Source organism: Bacillus sp. 2B09 (assembly GCF_003946835.1).
Classification (GTDB): domain Bacteria; phylum Bacillota; class Bacilli; order Bacillales; family Bacillaceae; genus Bacillus; species Bacillus altitudinis.
In genome coordinates this window covers 128639-144689 of sequence record NZ_RPSG01000004.1, presented here as the reverse complement: position 1 = coordinate 144689, position 16051 = coordinate 128639, and the positions used below count along the sequence as shown (strand labels likewise).

18 protein-coding genes and 2 other annotated features are annotated in these 16051 nt (G+C 41.7%); of the genes, 17 read left to right on the top strand and 1 reads right to left on the bottom strand.

Annotated elements, in window-relative coordinates:
• Positions 1-22 precede the first annotated feature (22 nt).
• Entirely contained in the window at positions 23-211 is a 189-nt protein-coding gene (locus EBQ12_RS10240) for a hypothetical protein (protein WP_003216497.1), read from the bottom strand.
• A gap of 169 nt (positions 212-380) precedes the next feature.
• Positions 381-610: a binding site (T-box leader), on the top strand.
• Between the two features lie 59 nt (positions 611-669).
• Here EBQ12_RS10240 and EBQ12_RS10235 point away from each other — a divergent pair.
• From EBQ12_RS10235 to EBQ12_RS10155, 17 genes are all read left to right on the top strand, one after another.
• Positions 670-3312 (top strand): valine--tRNA ligase, encoded by a 2643-nt coding sequence (locus EBQ12_RS10235; RefSeq protein WP_008342812.1) that lies wholly within the window; start codon positions 670-672, stop codon positions 3310-3312.
• A gap of 65 nt (positions 3313-3377) precedes the next feature.
• A complete protein-coding gene (locus tag EBQ12_RS10230) occupies positions 3378-4682 on the top strand; it encodes a bifunctional folylpolyglutamate synthase/dihydrofolate synthase (RefSeq protein WP_125589899.1) in 1305 nt (434 codons plus the stop codon).
• A 104-nt stretch (positions 4683-4786) separates the two neighbouring features.
• Complete coding sequence (locus EBQ12_RS10225) at positions 4787-5530, top strand: prepilin peptidase (RefSeq protein ID WP_346773440.1); 744 nt, start codon at positions 4787-4789, stop codon at positions 5528-5530.
• A gap of 190 nt (positions 5531-5720) precedes the next feature.
• A complete protein-coding gene (locus EBQ12_RS10220; RefSeq protein ID WP_125589897.1) occupies positions 5721-6737 on the top strand; it encodes an SPOR domain-containing protein in 1017 nt (338 codons plus the stop codon).
• A gap of 177 nt (positions 6738-6914) precedes the next feature.
• Complete coding sequence (locus EBQ12_RS10215) at positions 6915-7484, top strand: Maf family protein (RefSeq protein ID WP_048002774.1); 570 nt, start codon at positions 6915-6917, stop codon at positions 7482-7484.
• 48 nt (positions 7485-7532) lie between these two features.
• Complete coding sequence (gene radC / locus EBQ12_RS10210) at positions 7533-8207, top strand: RadC family protein (RefSeq protein ID WP_026050121.1); 675 nt, start codon at positions 7533-7535, stop codon at positions 8205-8207.
• Positions 8208-8297: 90 nt separating this feature from the next.
• Complete coding sequence (locus EBQ12_RS10205) at positions 8298-9317, top strand: rod shape-determining protein (RefSeq protein WP_007501538.1); 1020 nt, start codon at positions 8298-8300, stop codon at positions 9315-9317.
• Between the two features lie 27 nt (positions 9318-9344).
• Positions 9345-10244, top strand: coding sequence for a rod shape-determining protein MreC (gene mreC / locus EBQ12_RS10200; protein WP_007501536.1), 900 nt, complete (start codon positions 9345-9347; stop codon positions 10242-10244).
• A complete protein-coding gene (mreD, locus tag EBQ12_RS10195) occupies positions 10241-10759 on the top strand; it encodes a rod shape-determining protein MreD (protein WP_048002775.1) in 519 nt (172 codons plus the stop codon). Before mreC ends, mreD begins: the two co-directional genes overlap by 4 nt.
• Before the next feature lie 54 nt (positions 10760-10813).
• Positions 10814-11497, top strand: coding sequence for a septum site-determining protein MinC (minC, locus tag EBQ12_RS10190; protein WP_007501533.1), 684 nt, complete (start codon positions 10814-10816; stop codon positions 11495-11497).
• Positions 11498-11499: 2 nt separating this feature from the next.
• A complete protein-coding gene (gene minD / locus EBQ12_RS10185) occupies positions 11500-12303 on the top strand; it encodes a septum site-determining protein MinD (protein WP_017358134.1) in 804 nt (267 codons plus the stop codon).
• A gap of 109 nt (positions 12304-12412) precedes the next feature.
• Entirely contained in the window at positions 12413-13204 is a 792-nt protein-coding gene (locus EBQ12_RS10180) for a M23 family metallopeptidase (RefSeq protein ID WP_050827517.1), read from the top strand.
• Entirely contained in the window at positions 13197-14066 is an 870-nt protein-coding gene (locus EBQ12_RS10175; RefSeq protein WP_125589895.1) for a M50 family metallopeptidase, read from the top strand. The genes EBQ12_RS10180 and EBQ12_RS10175 overlap by 8 nt, the downstream gene beginning before the upstream one ends.
• 66 nt (positions 14067-14132) lie before the next feature.
• Positions 14133-14206 (top strand) — a sequence feature (ribosomal protein L21 leader region).
• A 12-nt stretch (positions 14207-14218) separates the two neighbouring features.
• A complete protein-coding gene (gene rplU, locus EBQ12_RS10170) occupies positions 14219-14527 on the top strand; it encodes a 50S ribosomal protein L21 (protein WP_003216781.1) in 309 nt (102 codons plus the stop codon).
• A gap of 14 nt (positions 14528-14541) precedes the next feature.
• Entirely contained in the window at positions 14542-14880 is a 339-nt protein-coding gene (locus EBQ12_RS10165; RefSeq protein ID WP_017367725.1) for a ribosomal-processing cysteine protease Prp, read from the top strand.
• Positions 14881-14892: 12 nt separating this feature from the next.
• Positions 14893-15177, top strand: coding sequence for a 50S ribosomal protein L27 (gene rpmA, locus EBQ12_RS10160; RefSeq protein WP_003216586.1), 285 nt, complete (start codon positions 14893-14895; stop codon positions 15175-15177).
• A 277-nt stretch (positions 15178-15454) separates the two neighbouring features.
• Entirely contained in the window at positions 15455-16048 is a 594-nt protein-coding gene (locus EBQ12_RS10155; RefSeq protein WP_007501522.1) for a sporulation initiation phosphotransferase B, read from the top strand.
• Positions 16049-16051 lie beyond the last annotated feature (3 nt).

Below are 16051 nucleotides of genomic sequence, written 5' to 3'. Positions count from 1 at the left end.
GAGCCTGCAGCTTTCAGCTCTCTTAAAACCAATCAAGGTGAAAGGCACAGGCGAGAAATATAAGAATTCCTAAGATGAGGACGTCAAATGTTGTGGGAAAAATGATCGTGCGAAAGCCTTGAAATATGGCAATCGGGAGAACGACTTGGGAGGCAACTGCCCGAATTTGTCTAAGCCATGGGGGGAGTGTGTAAGGATTGATCTTTTTCAAAATAAAACGCCCTCCTTCTTTATTTTGTTATTATCATATGGGCAAAGAGGCAAAGGGTGCCTGCCCAATTTGTATAAAGAAGAAGAAAAGCGGAAAAGATGATTGACGAAAACAAAAGGCATTTAGTAATATTAATAAAAGATGAGTATAAGCTGATGAACGTGATATATCGTAAGCGTGGATCAGGAAGAGTACGAGCAAGACCCTAAAGAGAGGGAAACCAATAGCTGAAAGGTTTTCTAGGATACACTTGTTTGGAAGGTCGCCTGTGAGCTTAATTTCTTGAAACATGTAGTAGAGAAATTCGGGAGATCCCCGTTATCCTTTAGAGAGTACGGGACACGTCTAAGTGTTTCGTGAAAAAAGGTGGTACCGCGAAAAAGCTTTTTCGTCCTTTTATAAGGATGAGAAGGCTTTTTTTATGTTTCATCAGCCGAAAAAATGTGGAGGTAACACAAATGGAAACAAATAATCAAGAAATGCCAACAAAGTACGATCCAAATGCGATTGAAAAAGACCGCTATACGTACTGGCTTGAAGGGAAATTCTTCGAAGCACAAAATGACAAAACGAAAGATCCATATACAGTCGTCATTCCTCCACCAAACGTGACAGGAAAATTACACTTAGGGCATGCTTGGGATTCAACCCTTCAAGACATCGTGACTCGTATGAAACGGATGCAGGGCTATGATGTTTTATGGCTGCCAGGAATGGACCATGCGGGTATTGCAACACAAGCAAAGGTAGAGGCGAAGCTTCGCGAAGAAGGCGTGAGCCGCTATGATCTCGGACGTGAAAAATTTGTAGAAGAAACGTGGAAATGGAAAGAAGAGTATGCCGATTTTATTCGCAGCCAGTGGGCGAAAATGGGTCTAGGTCTAGACTATTCGCGTGAGCGTTTTACATTAGATGAAGGCTTGAATAAAGCGGTTCGCCAAGTGTTTGTTCAATTGTATGAAAAAGGATTGATCTATCGCGGAGAATACATCATTAACTGGGACCCAGCAACAAAAACGGCCCTTTCTGATATTGAAGTCATCTACAAGGATGTGCAAGGTGCGTTTTATCACTTGAGATATCCGCTTGCAGATGGATCAGGTTCGATTGAAATTGCGACAACAAGACCTGAAACGATGCTGGGAGATACGGCAGTCGCTGTACATCCTGAAGATGAACGCTATCAGCATTTGATTGGGAAAACAGTTGTTTTACCAATTACAGGCCGAGAGATTCCAATCGTCGGGGATGACTATGTCGATATGGAATTTGGATCAGGAGCTGTAAAAATTACGCCGGCTCATGACCCGAATGACTTCGAGCTTGGAAACCGTCATAACCTAGAGCGCATTCTTGTGATGAATGAAGATGGCACAATGAATGGAAACGCACTTCAATACAAAGGAATGGACCGCTTCGAATGTCGTAAACAGCTTGTGAAAGATCTTCAAGAAGAAGGCATTTTGTTCAAAATTGAGGACCACATGCATTCAGTTGGTCACAGTGAGCGCAGTGGCGCTGTAGTGGAGCCATATTTATCAACACAATGGTTTGTGAAAATGCAGCCGCTCGCAGATGAAGCCATCAATCTGCAAAAAGGTGATGAGCAAGTTCAATTTGTTCCAGACCGATTTGAAAAGACGTATTTACACTGGATGGAAAATATCCGTGACTGGTGTATTTCTCGTCAGCTATGGTGGGGCCACCGCATCCCGGCTTGGTATCATAAAGAAACGAAGGAAGTATACGTGGGACTTGATGCGCCAGAAGATATTGAAAACTGGGAGCAAGATAACGATGTACTTGATACATGGTTTAGTTCAGCGCTTTGGCCTTTCTCTACAATGGGCTGGCCAGATGCAGAAAGTGAAGACTTCAAGCGCTACTACCCAACCAATCTGCTTGTAACAGGCTATGACATCATCTTCTTCTGGGTATCTCGTATGATCTTCCAAGGTCTTGAATTCACAGGAGAAAAACCATTTAAAGATGTCCTCATTCATGGTCTTATTCGCGATGAACAAGGGCGTAAAATGAGTAAGTCACTTGGCAACGGAATTGATCCAATGGAGGTCATCGACAAATACGGTGCGGATTCACTGAGATATTTCTTAGCGACTGGAAGCTCTCCAGGTCAAGATTTACGTTTTAGCTTTGAAAAGGTTGAATCCACTTGGAACTTTGCGAACAAAATTTGGAACGCATCCCGTTTTGCTCTCATGAATATGGATGGTTTAACGTACGATGAGCTTGATTTGACAGGAGAAAAATCAGTTGCTGATCAATGGATTTTGACACGCTTAAATGAAACAATTGAAAGTGTCACACAGCTTGCTGATAAGTATGAATTCGGTGAAGTGGGCAGACATTTATACAACTTCATTTGGGATGATTTCTGTGATTGGTACATTGAAATGGCGAAACTTCCGCTTTATGGAGAAGATGAAGCGGCGAAGAAAACGACTCGTTCGATCCTTGCGTATGTATTAGATCAAACGATGAGACTTCTACATCCGTTTATGCCGTTCTTAACAGAAGAAATCTGGCAGCATCTACCTCATGAAGGTGAGTCCATTACTGTAGCGGCATGGCCTGAAGTGAAGCCGGAGCTTTCCAACGAACAAGCTTCTGCTGATATGAAACTGCTTGTTGAACTGATTCGTTCTGTTCGTAACATTCGCAGTGAAGTCAACACACCAATGAGCAAACAAGTCGAGCTATATATCAAAGCATCCACATCTGATGTACAGGAACGTTTAGAGAAGAACCGTTCATATATTGAACGCTTTACGAATCCAAGTGTGCTTGAAATTGGCACGGATGTTCCTGCTAGTGATAAAGCGATGACAGCAGTTATTTCTGGAGCAGAGCTCATTCTTCCGCTTGAAGGTTTAATCAATTTAGACGAAGAAATTGCCCGTCTGCAAAAAGAGCTTGATAAGCTGACAAAAGAAGTTGAGCGCGTACAGAAAAAACTTGGGAATGAAGGCTTTATGAAAAAAGCGCCTGAAAGCGTCGTAGAAGAAGAGCGTGCGAAAGAACGTGATTATGTCGCAAAACGCGAAGCTGTTCAAAAGCGTATTGAAGAGCTGAAAGCATAATGTTGAAAAGACGGCTCCTAACGGAATGGAGTCGTCTTTTTTGAAAATTTCGTATGAAATGAGAGATGACATTGTTTACAACCTATCATGAAGCCATTGAATGGATTCATAGCAGACTCGCTTTCGGTGTCAAACCGGGACTTGAACGAATGAAATGGCTGATGGACAGACTAGACCATCCTGAACAAAAAATAAGAGCGGTGCATGTAGCTGGAACAAATGGAAAAGGATCAACGATTGCATTTACTCGGTCCATTTTACAGTCAGCGGGCTATTCAGTTGGAACCTTCACCTCACCATTTATTTTAACGTTCAATGAACGAATTAGTGTTAATGGGGAGCCGATTTTGGACGAAGAGTGGCTGAGTTTGGTGAACGACATCAAGCCTTTAGTTGATGAATTAGATGATACAGAGCTTGGTGCAGCAACAGAGTTTGAGATCATTACAGCATGTGCGTTTGCTTATTTTGCCCATGTGCACCAAGTAGACTTTGTCCTCTTGGAAACAGGGCTTGGCGGAAGACTTGATTCTACAAATGTGGCAGCGCCCATCTTAACAGCAATTACGTCGATTGGTCACGATCATATGGCCATTTTAGGTGACACACTTGATCAGATTGCAGCAGAAAAAGCGGGCATTATTAAAGCTGGGATTCCGATGATCACGGCCGTTCATCAAGCGGAAGCTCTTACTGTGATTCAACACAAAGCAGAAGAAAAAAATGCGCCGTTTATCTCGTTACATGATACTTGTACCTTTAAGGACCAGCAGCCGACTGAAACAGGTGAACGCTTCACATTCACTACCCCAAAAAGGGAGTACTCGCAGCTAGAGACAGGGTTAATCGGAACGCATCAAAGGCAGAACGCCTCCCTTGCCGTTCTACTGATCGAATGGCTGGAGCAAGAAGGATATATCCATGTGCTAGATGAGCAAGTGTATGAAGGAATTCGGCAAGCGGTGTGGGCTGGAAGATTTGAAAAAATCCAAGATGAGCCTCTTGTTTATTTAGATGGTGCTCATAACGAAGAAGGAATGGACCGTTTAATCGAAACTGTACAAGCTCATTTTTCCAGTAAACAGGTTCATGTTTGTTTTAGTGCGTTAAAAGATAAACCTTACAAACAAATGATCGAAAAGCTTGAAAGGATTAGTTCATCGATTCATTTTGTTTCCTTTGACTTTCCAAGAGCTGAATCAGCGGAAAAGCTTTATGCTTGCAGTCATTTAGAAGCAAAATCGTTTGATGAAGACCCTCGTGCAGTGCTTGACATCATTCAGAAGAAAAGAGATGACCCTGCAGCAATGATTCTGGTGACAGGTTCGCTTTATTTTATCTCAGATGTACGAAGTCGTATTTTACAGTAAGGAAAAGACGCAAATTGCTTCTATGCAGTGTGCGTCTTTTTTCTTTTGATATGTAGGAGAGGGGGAAATTCACTTTTTCGCAAGGTGATCAAAGGTGAATCGCTATGGTACAATCCGGTCTATTCTATTTCCGGAAGGAGTCACCTAATTTGATTGATTTTTTTATGTTTTGTTCAGGCATGATCATGGGGTCATTTTTTCACCTAGTTGGTGAGAGGCTTCCAATGAAGCGATCCATTCTTTTTCCTCGTTCACAATGCGGAGCTTGTAAAGAGCCGCTTTCTTTTCACGACATGCTCCCGCTTGTTTCTTATGTTGTATTGAAAGGGTCATGTAAGCATTGTGGAACCCGGCTCTCTTTGCTTTATCCACTGGTTGAGCTGTTGACAGGCGGCCTTTTTTTACTCGTTTATAGACATGCTGGTTTCTCTTTTGAGGGCCTTTTTCTTGTGAGTCTATGTAGTTTATTCGTGATTGCTGTCGTGAGCGATCTTTTTTATATGAGAGTACCCAACGAGCTCTTTCTCTTCTTTTTTCCTCTTTTCGTCATATACCGCACGCAAGAACCGCTTTTTATTTGGTGGGAAGGAGTGGCATCTCTTCTTATTTGTCTTCTTTTGTTTTATAGTTTAGAACATTTCAAGCCAAATAGTATGGGGGGAGCGGATGTCAAACTATTTGGTGTGCTTGCATTTTGCTTCGGATTTAAGCCGTTTCTGATCATTCTTTTTCTTTCGTCTGTCACGGGAATGGTTTACGCAAAGGTGTTTTCTTACAAGGCAAATGAACCCTTTCCTTTTGTTCCTGCCATCGCTTGTTCTTTCTGGCTTTATCTTTTTTTGTGGTGATTTGTTAAGCCCAATTGGTCATTTTTTTGGATGAGAAAATTGGCGAACACTTTTTGAACCTGCCGACAAAAGTCTTGTTCTTTTTTTTATTGGCTATGTTAAAGTGTGAAACAGAAAGAAGGACGGGTTACATTCGCGCTATTTCATTGGACAGAAGGTCTTTCTTACAAACAATGTCAGAAAGCGGGGAATGACAGTGAAAAAAAGGCAGGCAAAAAAACAAGGGTTAAAGGTCAATATTAATGGCAAGGAAGAAATGCTGCATGGAGAAGAGCATCAACCTCAAAAACAGCAAGGGGATCAAGTGACGTTTTCGAACTGGGAGGAAAAGAGGCAGTCGGAACAGGAGACAGCCGCTTCCGAGGAAGAACCGTCCAAACCGAAAGAAGAAGATTTTCAATGGGACGATGCAGCTGATCACATTTACCATTCGGATCCAAAGGTCGTCACACCTTATCAAAAGAAAAAAGGTTCTTTTGACCAGAAGTTCAGTAAAAACCGCGGTCCCTTCAAACGAGTGATGACAACGATTGTGTTTGCAGTCGTTCTAGGGACAGGCCTCGGTGTATTTGCACTAAGTTTAAGTAAAGATGGATCTGCCAATCCATCAGGAGGCGATCATATCAGCGTCTCAGCATCTGGAAGCGGGCCTTCGGCGAAAGCTGGGGGAGATGCACCACCGGCTAATCTTGCAGATACGTCAAAGGACAATGAAGGTGAAAAAAGTGCATCAGGTCATTTTTCAACCTTTGTGGTGCAGGCTGGAAAGTTTTCTTCTGAAAAAGGAGCAGATGACTTAGTGGACAGTTTAAAAGAGGCAGGATATGCAGGTAAAAAGGTATCAATGGATGATGGATATTATGTGATTGCCGGACTTGCCACAGAACAAGGCATGACAAGTGCCGTTGGGAAAAAATTGATCGATCAGCACTTTGAAGCATGGGGAGGAAAAGAGCTCTCGTTTCAAGTGCCGGATGAGCTGACAGGTTTAATAGAGAAGGCATCTGTCTTATCCTCTAAGGTGATTGCAGGAGAAGATGTGGATCAAAAAGAAGTCACTCAGCTGATTTCTGAACTCGAAAATGCCAAAACAACCGACGCACCAGCTAAAAGCAGTTTGCTGAAAGCTGTACAGCTTTTAAATGACCCATCTGCTGAAAATGGCTGGAAATCTCAGCAAGCGCTATTAGATCAACTAAATACGTAAAATCATGTTTTTAACAGCCAAACTAGTCAAAAAATGACTAGTTTTTTTCTTTTGCTTCCAACATAATGATGTAGGAACATGAAAATGGCATTTTCGTCAATTGTCGGTAAGATGTTCATTTGATAGGATGAATGGGTATCTTACTTCTTAGGCTAAACCCTGAAAGGATGAACAAACATGAACCAGTTAATACTCGCATCTCAATCACCTAGAAGAAAAGAATTGCTTGATTTAGCAGGGTTTTCTTATGACATTCAAGCAAGTGATTTAAAAGAAGAAATAAATCGAAACCTTTCTCCTGCTGAGAACGTCCAATGGTTGGCAGAACAAAAAGCAAATGATATTCAAAAAATACATCCCAAAGCTGTGATCATTGGTGCAGATACAATTGTTGCAATTGATGGCAAATGTCTTGGAAAGCCAAAAGACAAGGAAGATGCAGCCTCAATGCTTCAATTATTGTCAGGTAAGACACATCAAGTCTTGACTGGTGTCACGATTCAATCAGAGAATAGAAAAGAAACATTTTATGAACAGACAGAAGTGACATTTTGGCCGCTTACACAAGATGAAATAGACCGCTATATTGAAACCGGTGAGCCTCTTGATAAAGCTGGAAGCTACGGCATTCAAGGAAAAGGTGCCCTGTTTGTACAAAAAATAGACGGTGATTATTTTTCCGTTGTAGGACTCCCTATTGCTAAAACAGTCAGAGTGCTTGAAACATTTGGTATCACCCCTTTTTGATGACGGGAAGGAATCAAAAAAGGAGTGTAGATCTTGAATCATTTCCCTATGCTGCTGAAGCATTTTCCTCATGATGAAAAGCCGCGCGAACGATTTGTCAAATATGGCCCAAGCAGCTTATCAAACCATGAACTTGTCGCGATTCTTTTGAGAACAGGCACAAAAAAGGAATCAGTTCTTCAAGTGTCCGCAAGACTTTTACAAACATTTGGTGGTCTTCGTTCTGTGAAGGAAGCTTCGATTGAAGAATTGTCAAAGATTCGAGGAGTTGGAAAAGCGAAGGCGATCTCTCTTTTAGCTGCTTTAGAACTCGGCACTAGATTACACCATCAAACGACGGACAATCGTTATGTGATCCGCACGCCGGAGGATGGTGCGAATTTTGTGATGGAAGATATGAGATTTTTGACGCAGGAGAATTTCGTTTGTCTTTATCTCAATACCAAAAATCAAGTTCTTCATAAACATACTGTGTTTATCGGAAGTCTAAATTCGTCGATTGTTCACCCGCGCGAAATTTTTAAAGAGGCCTTTAAACGTTCGGCCGCTTCATTTATATGTGTGCACAACCATCCATCTGGAGATCCGACGCCCAGCAGGGAAGATATTGAAGTCACACAGCGACTTTTTGAATGTGGGAAGCTGATTGGAATACAGCTGCTTGATCATCTAGTGATCGGTGATCAAAAATTTGTGAGTTTGAAGGAAAAAGGGTATTTGTAACACTTTTTTTTTCAATGTTTTACGATATAATAGAGTTTATGAGTTTTTCCCTAAAGGGAATTTTGGTTTAAGAAAGGAAGATACATACATATGTTTGGAATTGGTACAAAAGACCTTGGAATAGATCTTGGAACAGCGAATACGCTTGTTTTTATTAAAGGAAAAGGCATTGTTGTGAGAGAACCTTCGGTCGTAGCTTTGGAAACTGATACGAAGTCTATAGTGGCGGTTGGAAATGACGCTAGAAACATGATCGGTCGTACACCTGGTAATGTTGTGGCACTGCGCCCAATGAAAGACGGAGTCATTGCAGACTACGAGACGACAGCAACAATGATGAAATATTACATTAATCAAGCATTAAAAGGTAAAGGGCTTTTTGCTCGTAAACCGTATGTGATGGTGTGTGTACCATCTGGTATTACAGCAGTAGAAGAGCGTGCAGTCATTGATGCAACAAGACAAGCTGGTGCTCGTGACGCATACCCTATTGAAGAGCCATTTGCTGCGGCAATCGGTGCTAACCTTCCTGTATGGGAGCCAACTGGAAGCATGGTTGTAGATATTGGCGGCGGTACAACAGAAGTAGCCATTATTTCACTTGGCGGTATTGTAACATCTCAATCGATCCGTGTTGCAGGAGACGAGATGGATGATGCGATTAGCAGCTACATTCGTAAAACGTATAATCTTATGATTGGTGATCGCACGTCAGAAGCGATTAAAATGGAAATCGGTTCTGCGCAGCCTGACGTACATGATGAGATGGACATTCGCGGCCGTGACCTTTTAACAGGTCTGCCAAAAACGATCTCTATTACGGCAGAAGAAATTGCAAAAGCGCTTCGCGATACGGTGGAAACAATTGTCGATGCGGTCAAAATGACACTTGAAAAAACACCACCTGAGCTGGCAGCAGATATTATGGACCGTGGAATTGTGTTAACAGGCGGCGGTGCATTGCTGCGTAATCTTGACAAAGTCATTAGTGATGAAACAAAAATGCCGGTCATTATTGCTGAAGATCCGCTTGACTGTGTGGCGATCGGAACAGGGAAAGCACTAGAACATATTCACTTGTTCAAAGGAAAATCTAAAGATAATCGATAATTGGGCGTAAATAAAGAGGTGTAAGACATGCCGCAGTTTTTTATGAATAAAAGATTAATGTTGCTCCTTGTCTGTGTCATCGTACTGGTGGCCATGATTGGTTTTTCAGTGAAAAGCGGCAGAGGTGCTTCATGGCCGGAAAAATTAGTGGGGGATACGACAGGCTTTTTTCAAGGTGTCTTTCATAAACCATCACAATTTATTGCCGGTATTTATGGGAACGTACAAGATTTAAAGAACACATATGATGAAAACGAGCGTCTTCGAAAAAAACTTGATGGACAAACCCAATATGAGGCGAAACTTCAAGAACTAGAAGATGAGAACAAAAAGCTTCGCAAGCAGCTCGGGTATGTGAACTCTATTCGTGACTACACGCCCATTCTTTCAACAGTCATTGCGAGAAACCCGTCCCTTTGGGATAGTTTTGTCATGATTGATAAAGGGAAAAAACAAGGCGTTGAAAAAGATATGGCGGTCACCAATGAGAGTGGTGCGTTAATTGGGAAAATTGAAAGTGATAAGCTCAACAATTTTACGTCGACTGTAAGGTTGCTAAGCTCTACAGATCAAAATAATAGAATTTCAACGAAAATTTTTGCGAAAAAGGGCAAAGAAGAACTCAATGGAATTATTAACGGTTATGACAGCAAGAAAAAAATGCTGACAATGAACATTTTAAAATCCGATGCTGATGGGGATGTCAAAAAAGGAGATCTTGTTGAAACATCTGGAGCAGGGGGCGTATTCCCGCAGGGCTTGACGATTGGAAAGGTAAGCGAAATTGAGCCGGACCATTACGGACTGACAAAAATTATTTATGTAGAACCAGCTGCTGAACTCAATAATTTAGACCGCGTGATTGTTGTGAATCGCAGCACAAGTACGGCAGATGCATCTCAATTAACGAAGGAGGAAGGCTCGTGAAACGTGTCCTTCTTGCTTTCGTCATGTTGTTTATTTTCGTATTTGACAGTATTTTTGTCGATTTAGTGAAGCTCCCATTTGTTTCAGACAATCAAATTTTAGCACCTCATTTCATCTTACTCGCACTTGTATTTATGACAGCTTTTGTGAATCAAAAATATGGTGTGATTTATGGATTTGTCTTTGGACTTTTATATGATATTTCGTATACAGGTATTCTTGGTGTTCATATGTTTGGCTTTGGTGCGCTCTGCTATTTGTTAGCAAAAGCCTTCAAAGTCCTCCAAACGAATATGTTAGTCGTTGTCTTTCTGTCGGTGATTGCTGTTGCAGTGATGGAGTTTTATGTGTACGGTGTTCAAGCGACGATTCAACCAAATATTATGCCTTTTAATACGTATGTCATCGAACGCTTTATTCCAACGATTCTTTTAAATACTGCTGCGTCTCTCATACTTGTTGTGCCGCTTAGGCTCTTTTTCATCAATGTGAAACAAGGACTGATCGACGAATAAAAGCAGGAGTTTGTCCAATTACGGCGAAATGAGTATGTTGTTGAGGTGAGCATCTTGAAAACTCAAAAACAGCAGTATGTGACAATAAAAGGTACAAAAAACGGATTAACATTACAGTTAAATGATGACTGTTCGTTTGAAGACCTTCTTTCTGGCTTGCGAGAGGTTCTATTACTTGAGCAATATACAGACGGAAGAGAAGGACATAAAGTCAATGTGCATATTAAACTTGGTTTTCGATATTTAACAGAGGATCAAGAGGCGCGTTTAACTGAAGCGGTGTCTGAAAATGAACATCTTGTCATTCACTCTATTGAAAGTGACGTCATGTCAACTGAAGAGGCGAGACGTTTAAAAGCAGAGGCTGAGATTACTTCTGTAGCAAAAATTGTACGCTCTGGACAGGTGCTTTATGTCGAAGGGGATCTCTTATTAATAGGAGATGTCAACCCTGGCGGAACCATTCGTGCAGGGGGGAATATTTTTGTGCTCGGTGCGTTAAAAGGTGTAGCGCATGCTGGATGTAATGGAAACAAGCAAGCTGTGATTGCAGCATCTCATATGATTCCAACCCAGCTTCGCATCGCACAGGTGTTTAACCGTGCACCGGATCAAAAAGAAGATGGAAATGAAATGGAATGTGCTTATTTAGATATAGATGGCAATATGATCATTGAACGCCTGCAGCAATTGGCTCATATAAGACCTAATCTGACAAGGCTTGAGGGAGGAATGTGAAATTGGGCGAGGCTATTGTGATTACCTCAGGAAAAGGCGGCGTTGGCAAAACAACAACATCTGCAAACTTAGGCACAGCACTAGCAATTCAAGGAAAAAAAGTGTGTCTAGTTGATACCGACATCGGCCTTCGGAATTTAGATGTCGTGATGGGGCTTGAAAACCGCATTATTTATGATCTAGTCGATGTAGTAGAAGGAAGATGCAAGATTCACCAAGCGCTTGTGAAGGATAAGCGGTTCGAGGATCTTTTGTATCTTTTACCTGCTGCTCAAACAAGCGATAAAACGGCGGTAGAGCCGGAGCAGATTAAAGAATTAATTCAATCATTGAAACAAGACTTTGATTATGTTGTCATTGATTGCCCTGCTGGAATTGAGCAAGGCTTTAAAAATGCTGTATCAGGTGCTGACAAAGCGATTGTGGTCACGACACCTGAAATCTCAGCTGTGAGAGATGCAGACCGAATTATCGGCTTGCTGGAACAAGAGGATATTGAACCGCCTCGTTTGATTGTGAACCGCATTCGTACACACATGGCGAAAAATGGCGATTCGATGGATGTGGATGAAGTTGTCCATCATTTATCAATTGATCTTCTCGGCATTGTAGCCGATGATGATGACGTCATTAAGGCTTCAAACAATGGTGAACCGATTGTCATGGATGCTAAAAATAAAGTTTCCATTGCGTATCGCAATATTGCTCGCCGCGTACTAGGTGAATCTGTTCCTCTTCAATCCTTTGAAGAAGAAAACAAAGGGATGTTTGCAAAGCTGAAAGCATTTTTCGGTGTAAGAGCATAATGATTCACGTGAGATGAGACCGATTCGATGAGAATCGGTCTTTTTGTTGCATATCATATGAGGTCGCCACATAAAATGTACAAACTGTTTGTATGTAAAGGGTGATCTTATGAAAAGAGTGGACGAGTATCGAAAGAAAATAGCGCAGCGCCGCAAAATGAAGCAGCCAGCTGCTGCCCCTAAGAAGGCAGCTTTCAAGAAGAAAGATGATATTCCGCCATGGGTCATGTTAACAGAAGAAGAAAAGCATTCTGGCTCGGCTTCCTACGAGTCAACGTCTCACCAAACGAAAAAATTTCGCCATCCGTTATTTCATTCAAATACATTTGTGCTTAAATGTTTACTTTCTGCCTCTCTTGTACTGATTGCCGCTATTTCATTTAAAGGGCAGGCGGGGCCTTTTCAGCAGCTGAAGCCGATGATCAGTCAAACCTTTGAACAAGATTTTCAATTTGCCGCCGCCAACCGGTGGTTTGAGAAAACTGTCGGAAACCCACTTGCCTTTTTAACCGATAGAAAAGAAGGGCAAAAGGACGTACAAGCCAATCAAGAACTGGCTGTCCCTGCCTCTGGAAAAGTACAGGAATCCTTTACGCAAAATGGTGCCGGAGTGAAAGTTGAAACATCTGCTGAAGCCATCGATAGTATGAAAGAAGGCTATGTCGTAGAAGTGAAAAAGAAAAGTGATACAGGGCTCACAGTCGTGGTGCAGCATGCAGATAACAGCTATAGCTGGTACGGCCAACTAAAAGAAGCTGATGTGGCTTTATACGATTTTGTCGATAAGGGGGAAAAAATTGGTCAAATTGCGCTTGATGAACAAGGGAAGGGGACATATTACTTCGCCATTAAGCAAAATGAACAGTTTATTGATCCCATTCAGGTGATGACCTTTGAATAGATGGCTACTCATGCTGACAAAGGTCCATGTTCACCCGCTCCTTTGGATAGTCATGGCATTTGCCATGCTATCAGGTCAAATTAGGCCGCTGCTTTGTTTACTCATCATCGTCTGTGTCCATGAGCTTGGACATGCAGCGGCTGCTTGTTATTATCACTGGCGGATTCGGCGGATGTTTTTACTGCCATTTGGCGGGGCGGTAGAAGTAGAAGAGCATGGCAACCGTCCGCTAAAAGAAGAACTGGCGGTCATTTTATGCGGACCGATTCAGCATGTCCCGCTCCAGCTCGTCGCCTGGCTTCTCATGGAAGCCTCACTTATTTCATATGACGTCTTTACGATGTTTACTTTTTATAATATAGCGATTTTTCTAGTGAACCTTTTGCCCATTTGGCCGCTTGATGGCGGAAAATTATTCTTTTTGCTCTTATCTGTTTTTTACCCTTTCCAACAGGCACACGCCCTTGCAATAAAAGGCTCACTCATTTTTTTCGGTCTTTTGACAGCAGGGTTACTCTGTTTTGCTCCGCTGCAATTCAACGGCTGGATCCTGCTCACTTTTTTAGCCTACTCGCTTGTGATGGAGCACCGGCAGCGGCATTATATCAGGGTACGTTTTTTACTAGAACGTTATTACGGTAAAAAAGAGCAAAAGGTAGAGAAACTCATTCCGCTGAGAGCCAGTGCTGAGGAGAAAATATATGAAGTGATGGCGCGATTCCAAAGGGGCTGTAAGCATCCCATTATTATCGAACGGAATGGTGTGAAAATGAGCCAGCTCGATGAAAATGAATTGCTCCATGCTTATTTTTCAGATCGAAGAACCACCTCTTCCATGGAAGATCTTCTTTTGCCGTACTAATGGTGAAAATACATTGACATTCAGCGTCTAATTTGATATATTTTTTAATGTTATGGATATGTAGCACCCGTGCTACAACCGCGCGGAGCAGGTGTAAAGTGCCTATTGGCCCCCTGTATTCGGCGAGTCTGAGTTTATTAGGAGGTGCAGAGATGTACGCAATTATCGAAACTGGTGGTAAACAAGTAAAAGTTGAAGAAGGTCAAACTGTTTATGTTGAAAAACTAGCTGCTGAAGCAGGTGAAACAGTTACTTTCGAAAACGTATTGTTTGTCGGCGGAGACACTGTCAAAGTGGGTAACCCTTCAGTTGCTGGAGCAACAGTAACGGCTAAAGTTGAAAAACAAGGTCGCGGTAAGAAAATTACTGTGTTCAAGTACAAACCGAAGAAAAACAACCACAAGAAACAAGGTCATCGTCAACCTTACACTAAAGTTGTTATCGAAAAAATCAACGCTTAAGGCGTGTGAGTGATATGATCAAAGCAACCATTACTCGGTCGCCAGCAGATGAAAGCATTACGTCTTTTCAGATGACTGGACATGCCGAGTTTGCTGAAAAAGGTCAGGATCTCGTTTGTGCAGGTGTATCTGCTGTTGTTTTCGGGTCAGTCAATTCAATTATTGCACTGACAGGAATGGATCCACTGCTTGATATTGGAGATAAAGGCGGGTATTTCTCTTTTGAACTGCCAGCTGATACAGATCCAGTCACCTTTGAAAAAGCCCAGTTGCTTTTAGAAGGCATGGTCGTTTCCTTAGAAACAATTGAACGAGATTATCACGATTATGTGAGAATATCTACAAAAAAATAGGAGGTGAACTTCATGCTTAGATTAGATCTTCAATTTTTCGCATCTAAAAAAGGGGTAGGTTCTACAAAGAACGGACGTGACTCTGAGTCTAAACGTTTAGGCGCTAAACGTGCTGATGGTCAATTCGTAACTGGTGGTTCTATCCTTTATCGTCAACGTGGAACGAAAATCTATCCAGGTGAAAACGTTGGACGCGGAGGCGACGACACTCTTTTCGCTAAAATCGACGGAACAGTTAAATTCGAACGTTTCGGTCGTGACCGTAAAAAAGTGAGCGTATATCCTGCGGCACAATAATTGCTAAAAACTCCGGTCATTGACTGGAGTTTTTTTCACTATTCAGGGAGCTTTTGCGCTTTTTACAAGTAGTACCGAAGATGATAAAAGAAGATGCACTCCATAAATATCAAAGAATGTTTGCTGACTTTGCCTCATTTTCTCCTATACGATCAGAAAAAACAACCTTTCCTCACATAACTAGTGTTTTTCTATGCTGTCTTCTCTGTTATAATTCAGGGAGACATATTGATGATAAGACTCCTAAAAGAGAGACCAAACGATTGGGAGTGCGATAATGGAAGAGATACCAAGTAAACAAAACGAAAAATTAACTCACGTTGCATTAACGAATGAATTGATCCATCTACTTAGTCGTTCAAGACACGACTGGATGAATAAATTGCAGTTAATCAAAGGCAACTTGACATTAGAAAAATATGACCGAGTGTTCGAAATAATAGAAGAAATGGTCATTGAAGCACAGCATGAATCCAAACTCTCAAATTTAAAAATTCCCCAATTGGCCTATTACTTTCTAACCTTTAATTGGGAGTCGCATTTTATCACCCTAGAATATGAAGTGCTTGGTGAAACCCGAGACTTATCAGCATATGAATCGCAGCTGCTAACGGTATCACGGGAGTTGTTTTCGATATTCGATCAATCAGTTTGCCAAAAAACTGAAAATCATTTAACGGTCACTTTCCAAACGGATCATGAAGAGAATGATGTGATCTTATATTTTGATTTCAAAGGAAAATTAACAAGTTTGGATGCGTTAAATGCGTTTCATGACGCAAACTATCCATGTATGAGTATAACGCAATTTCATGTGACGAATCACGAGTCCATGATTGAGCTTTGTTTGAGGCAAGAACGAGATATGTGATGC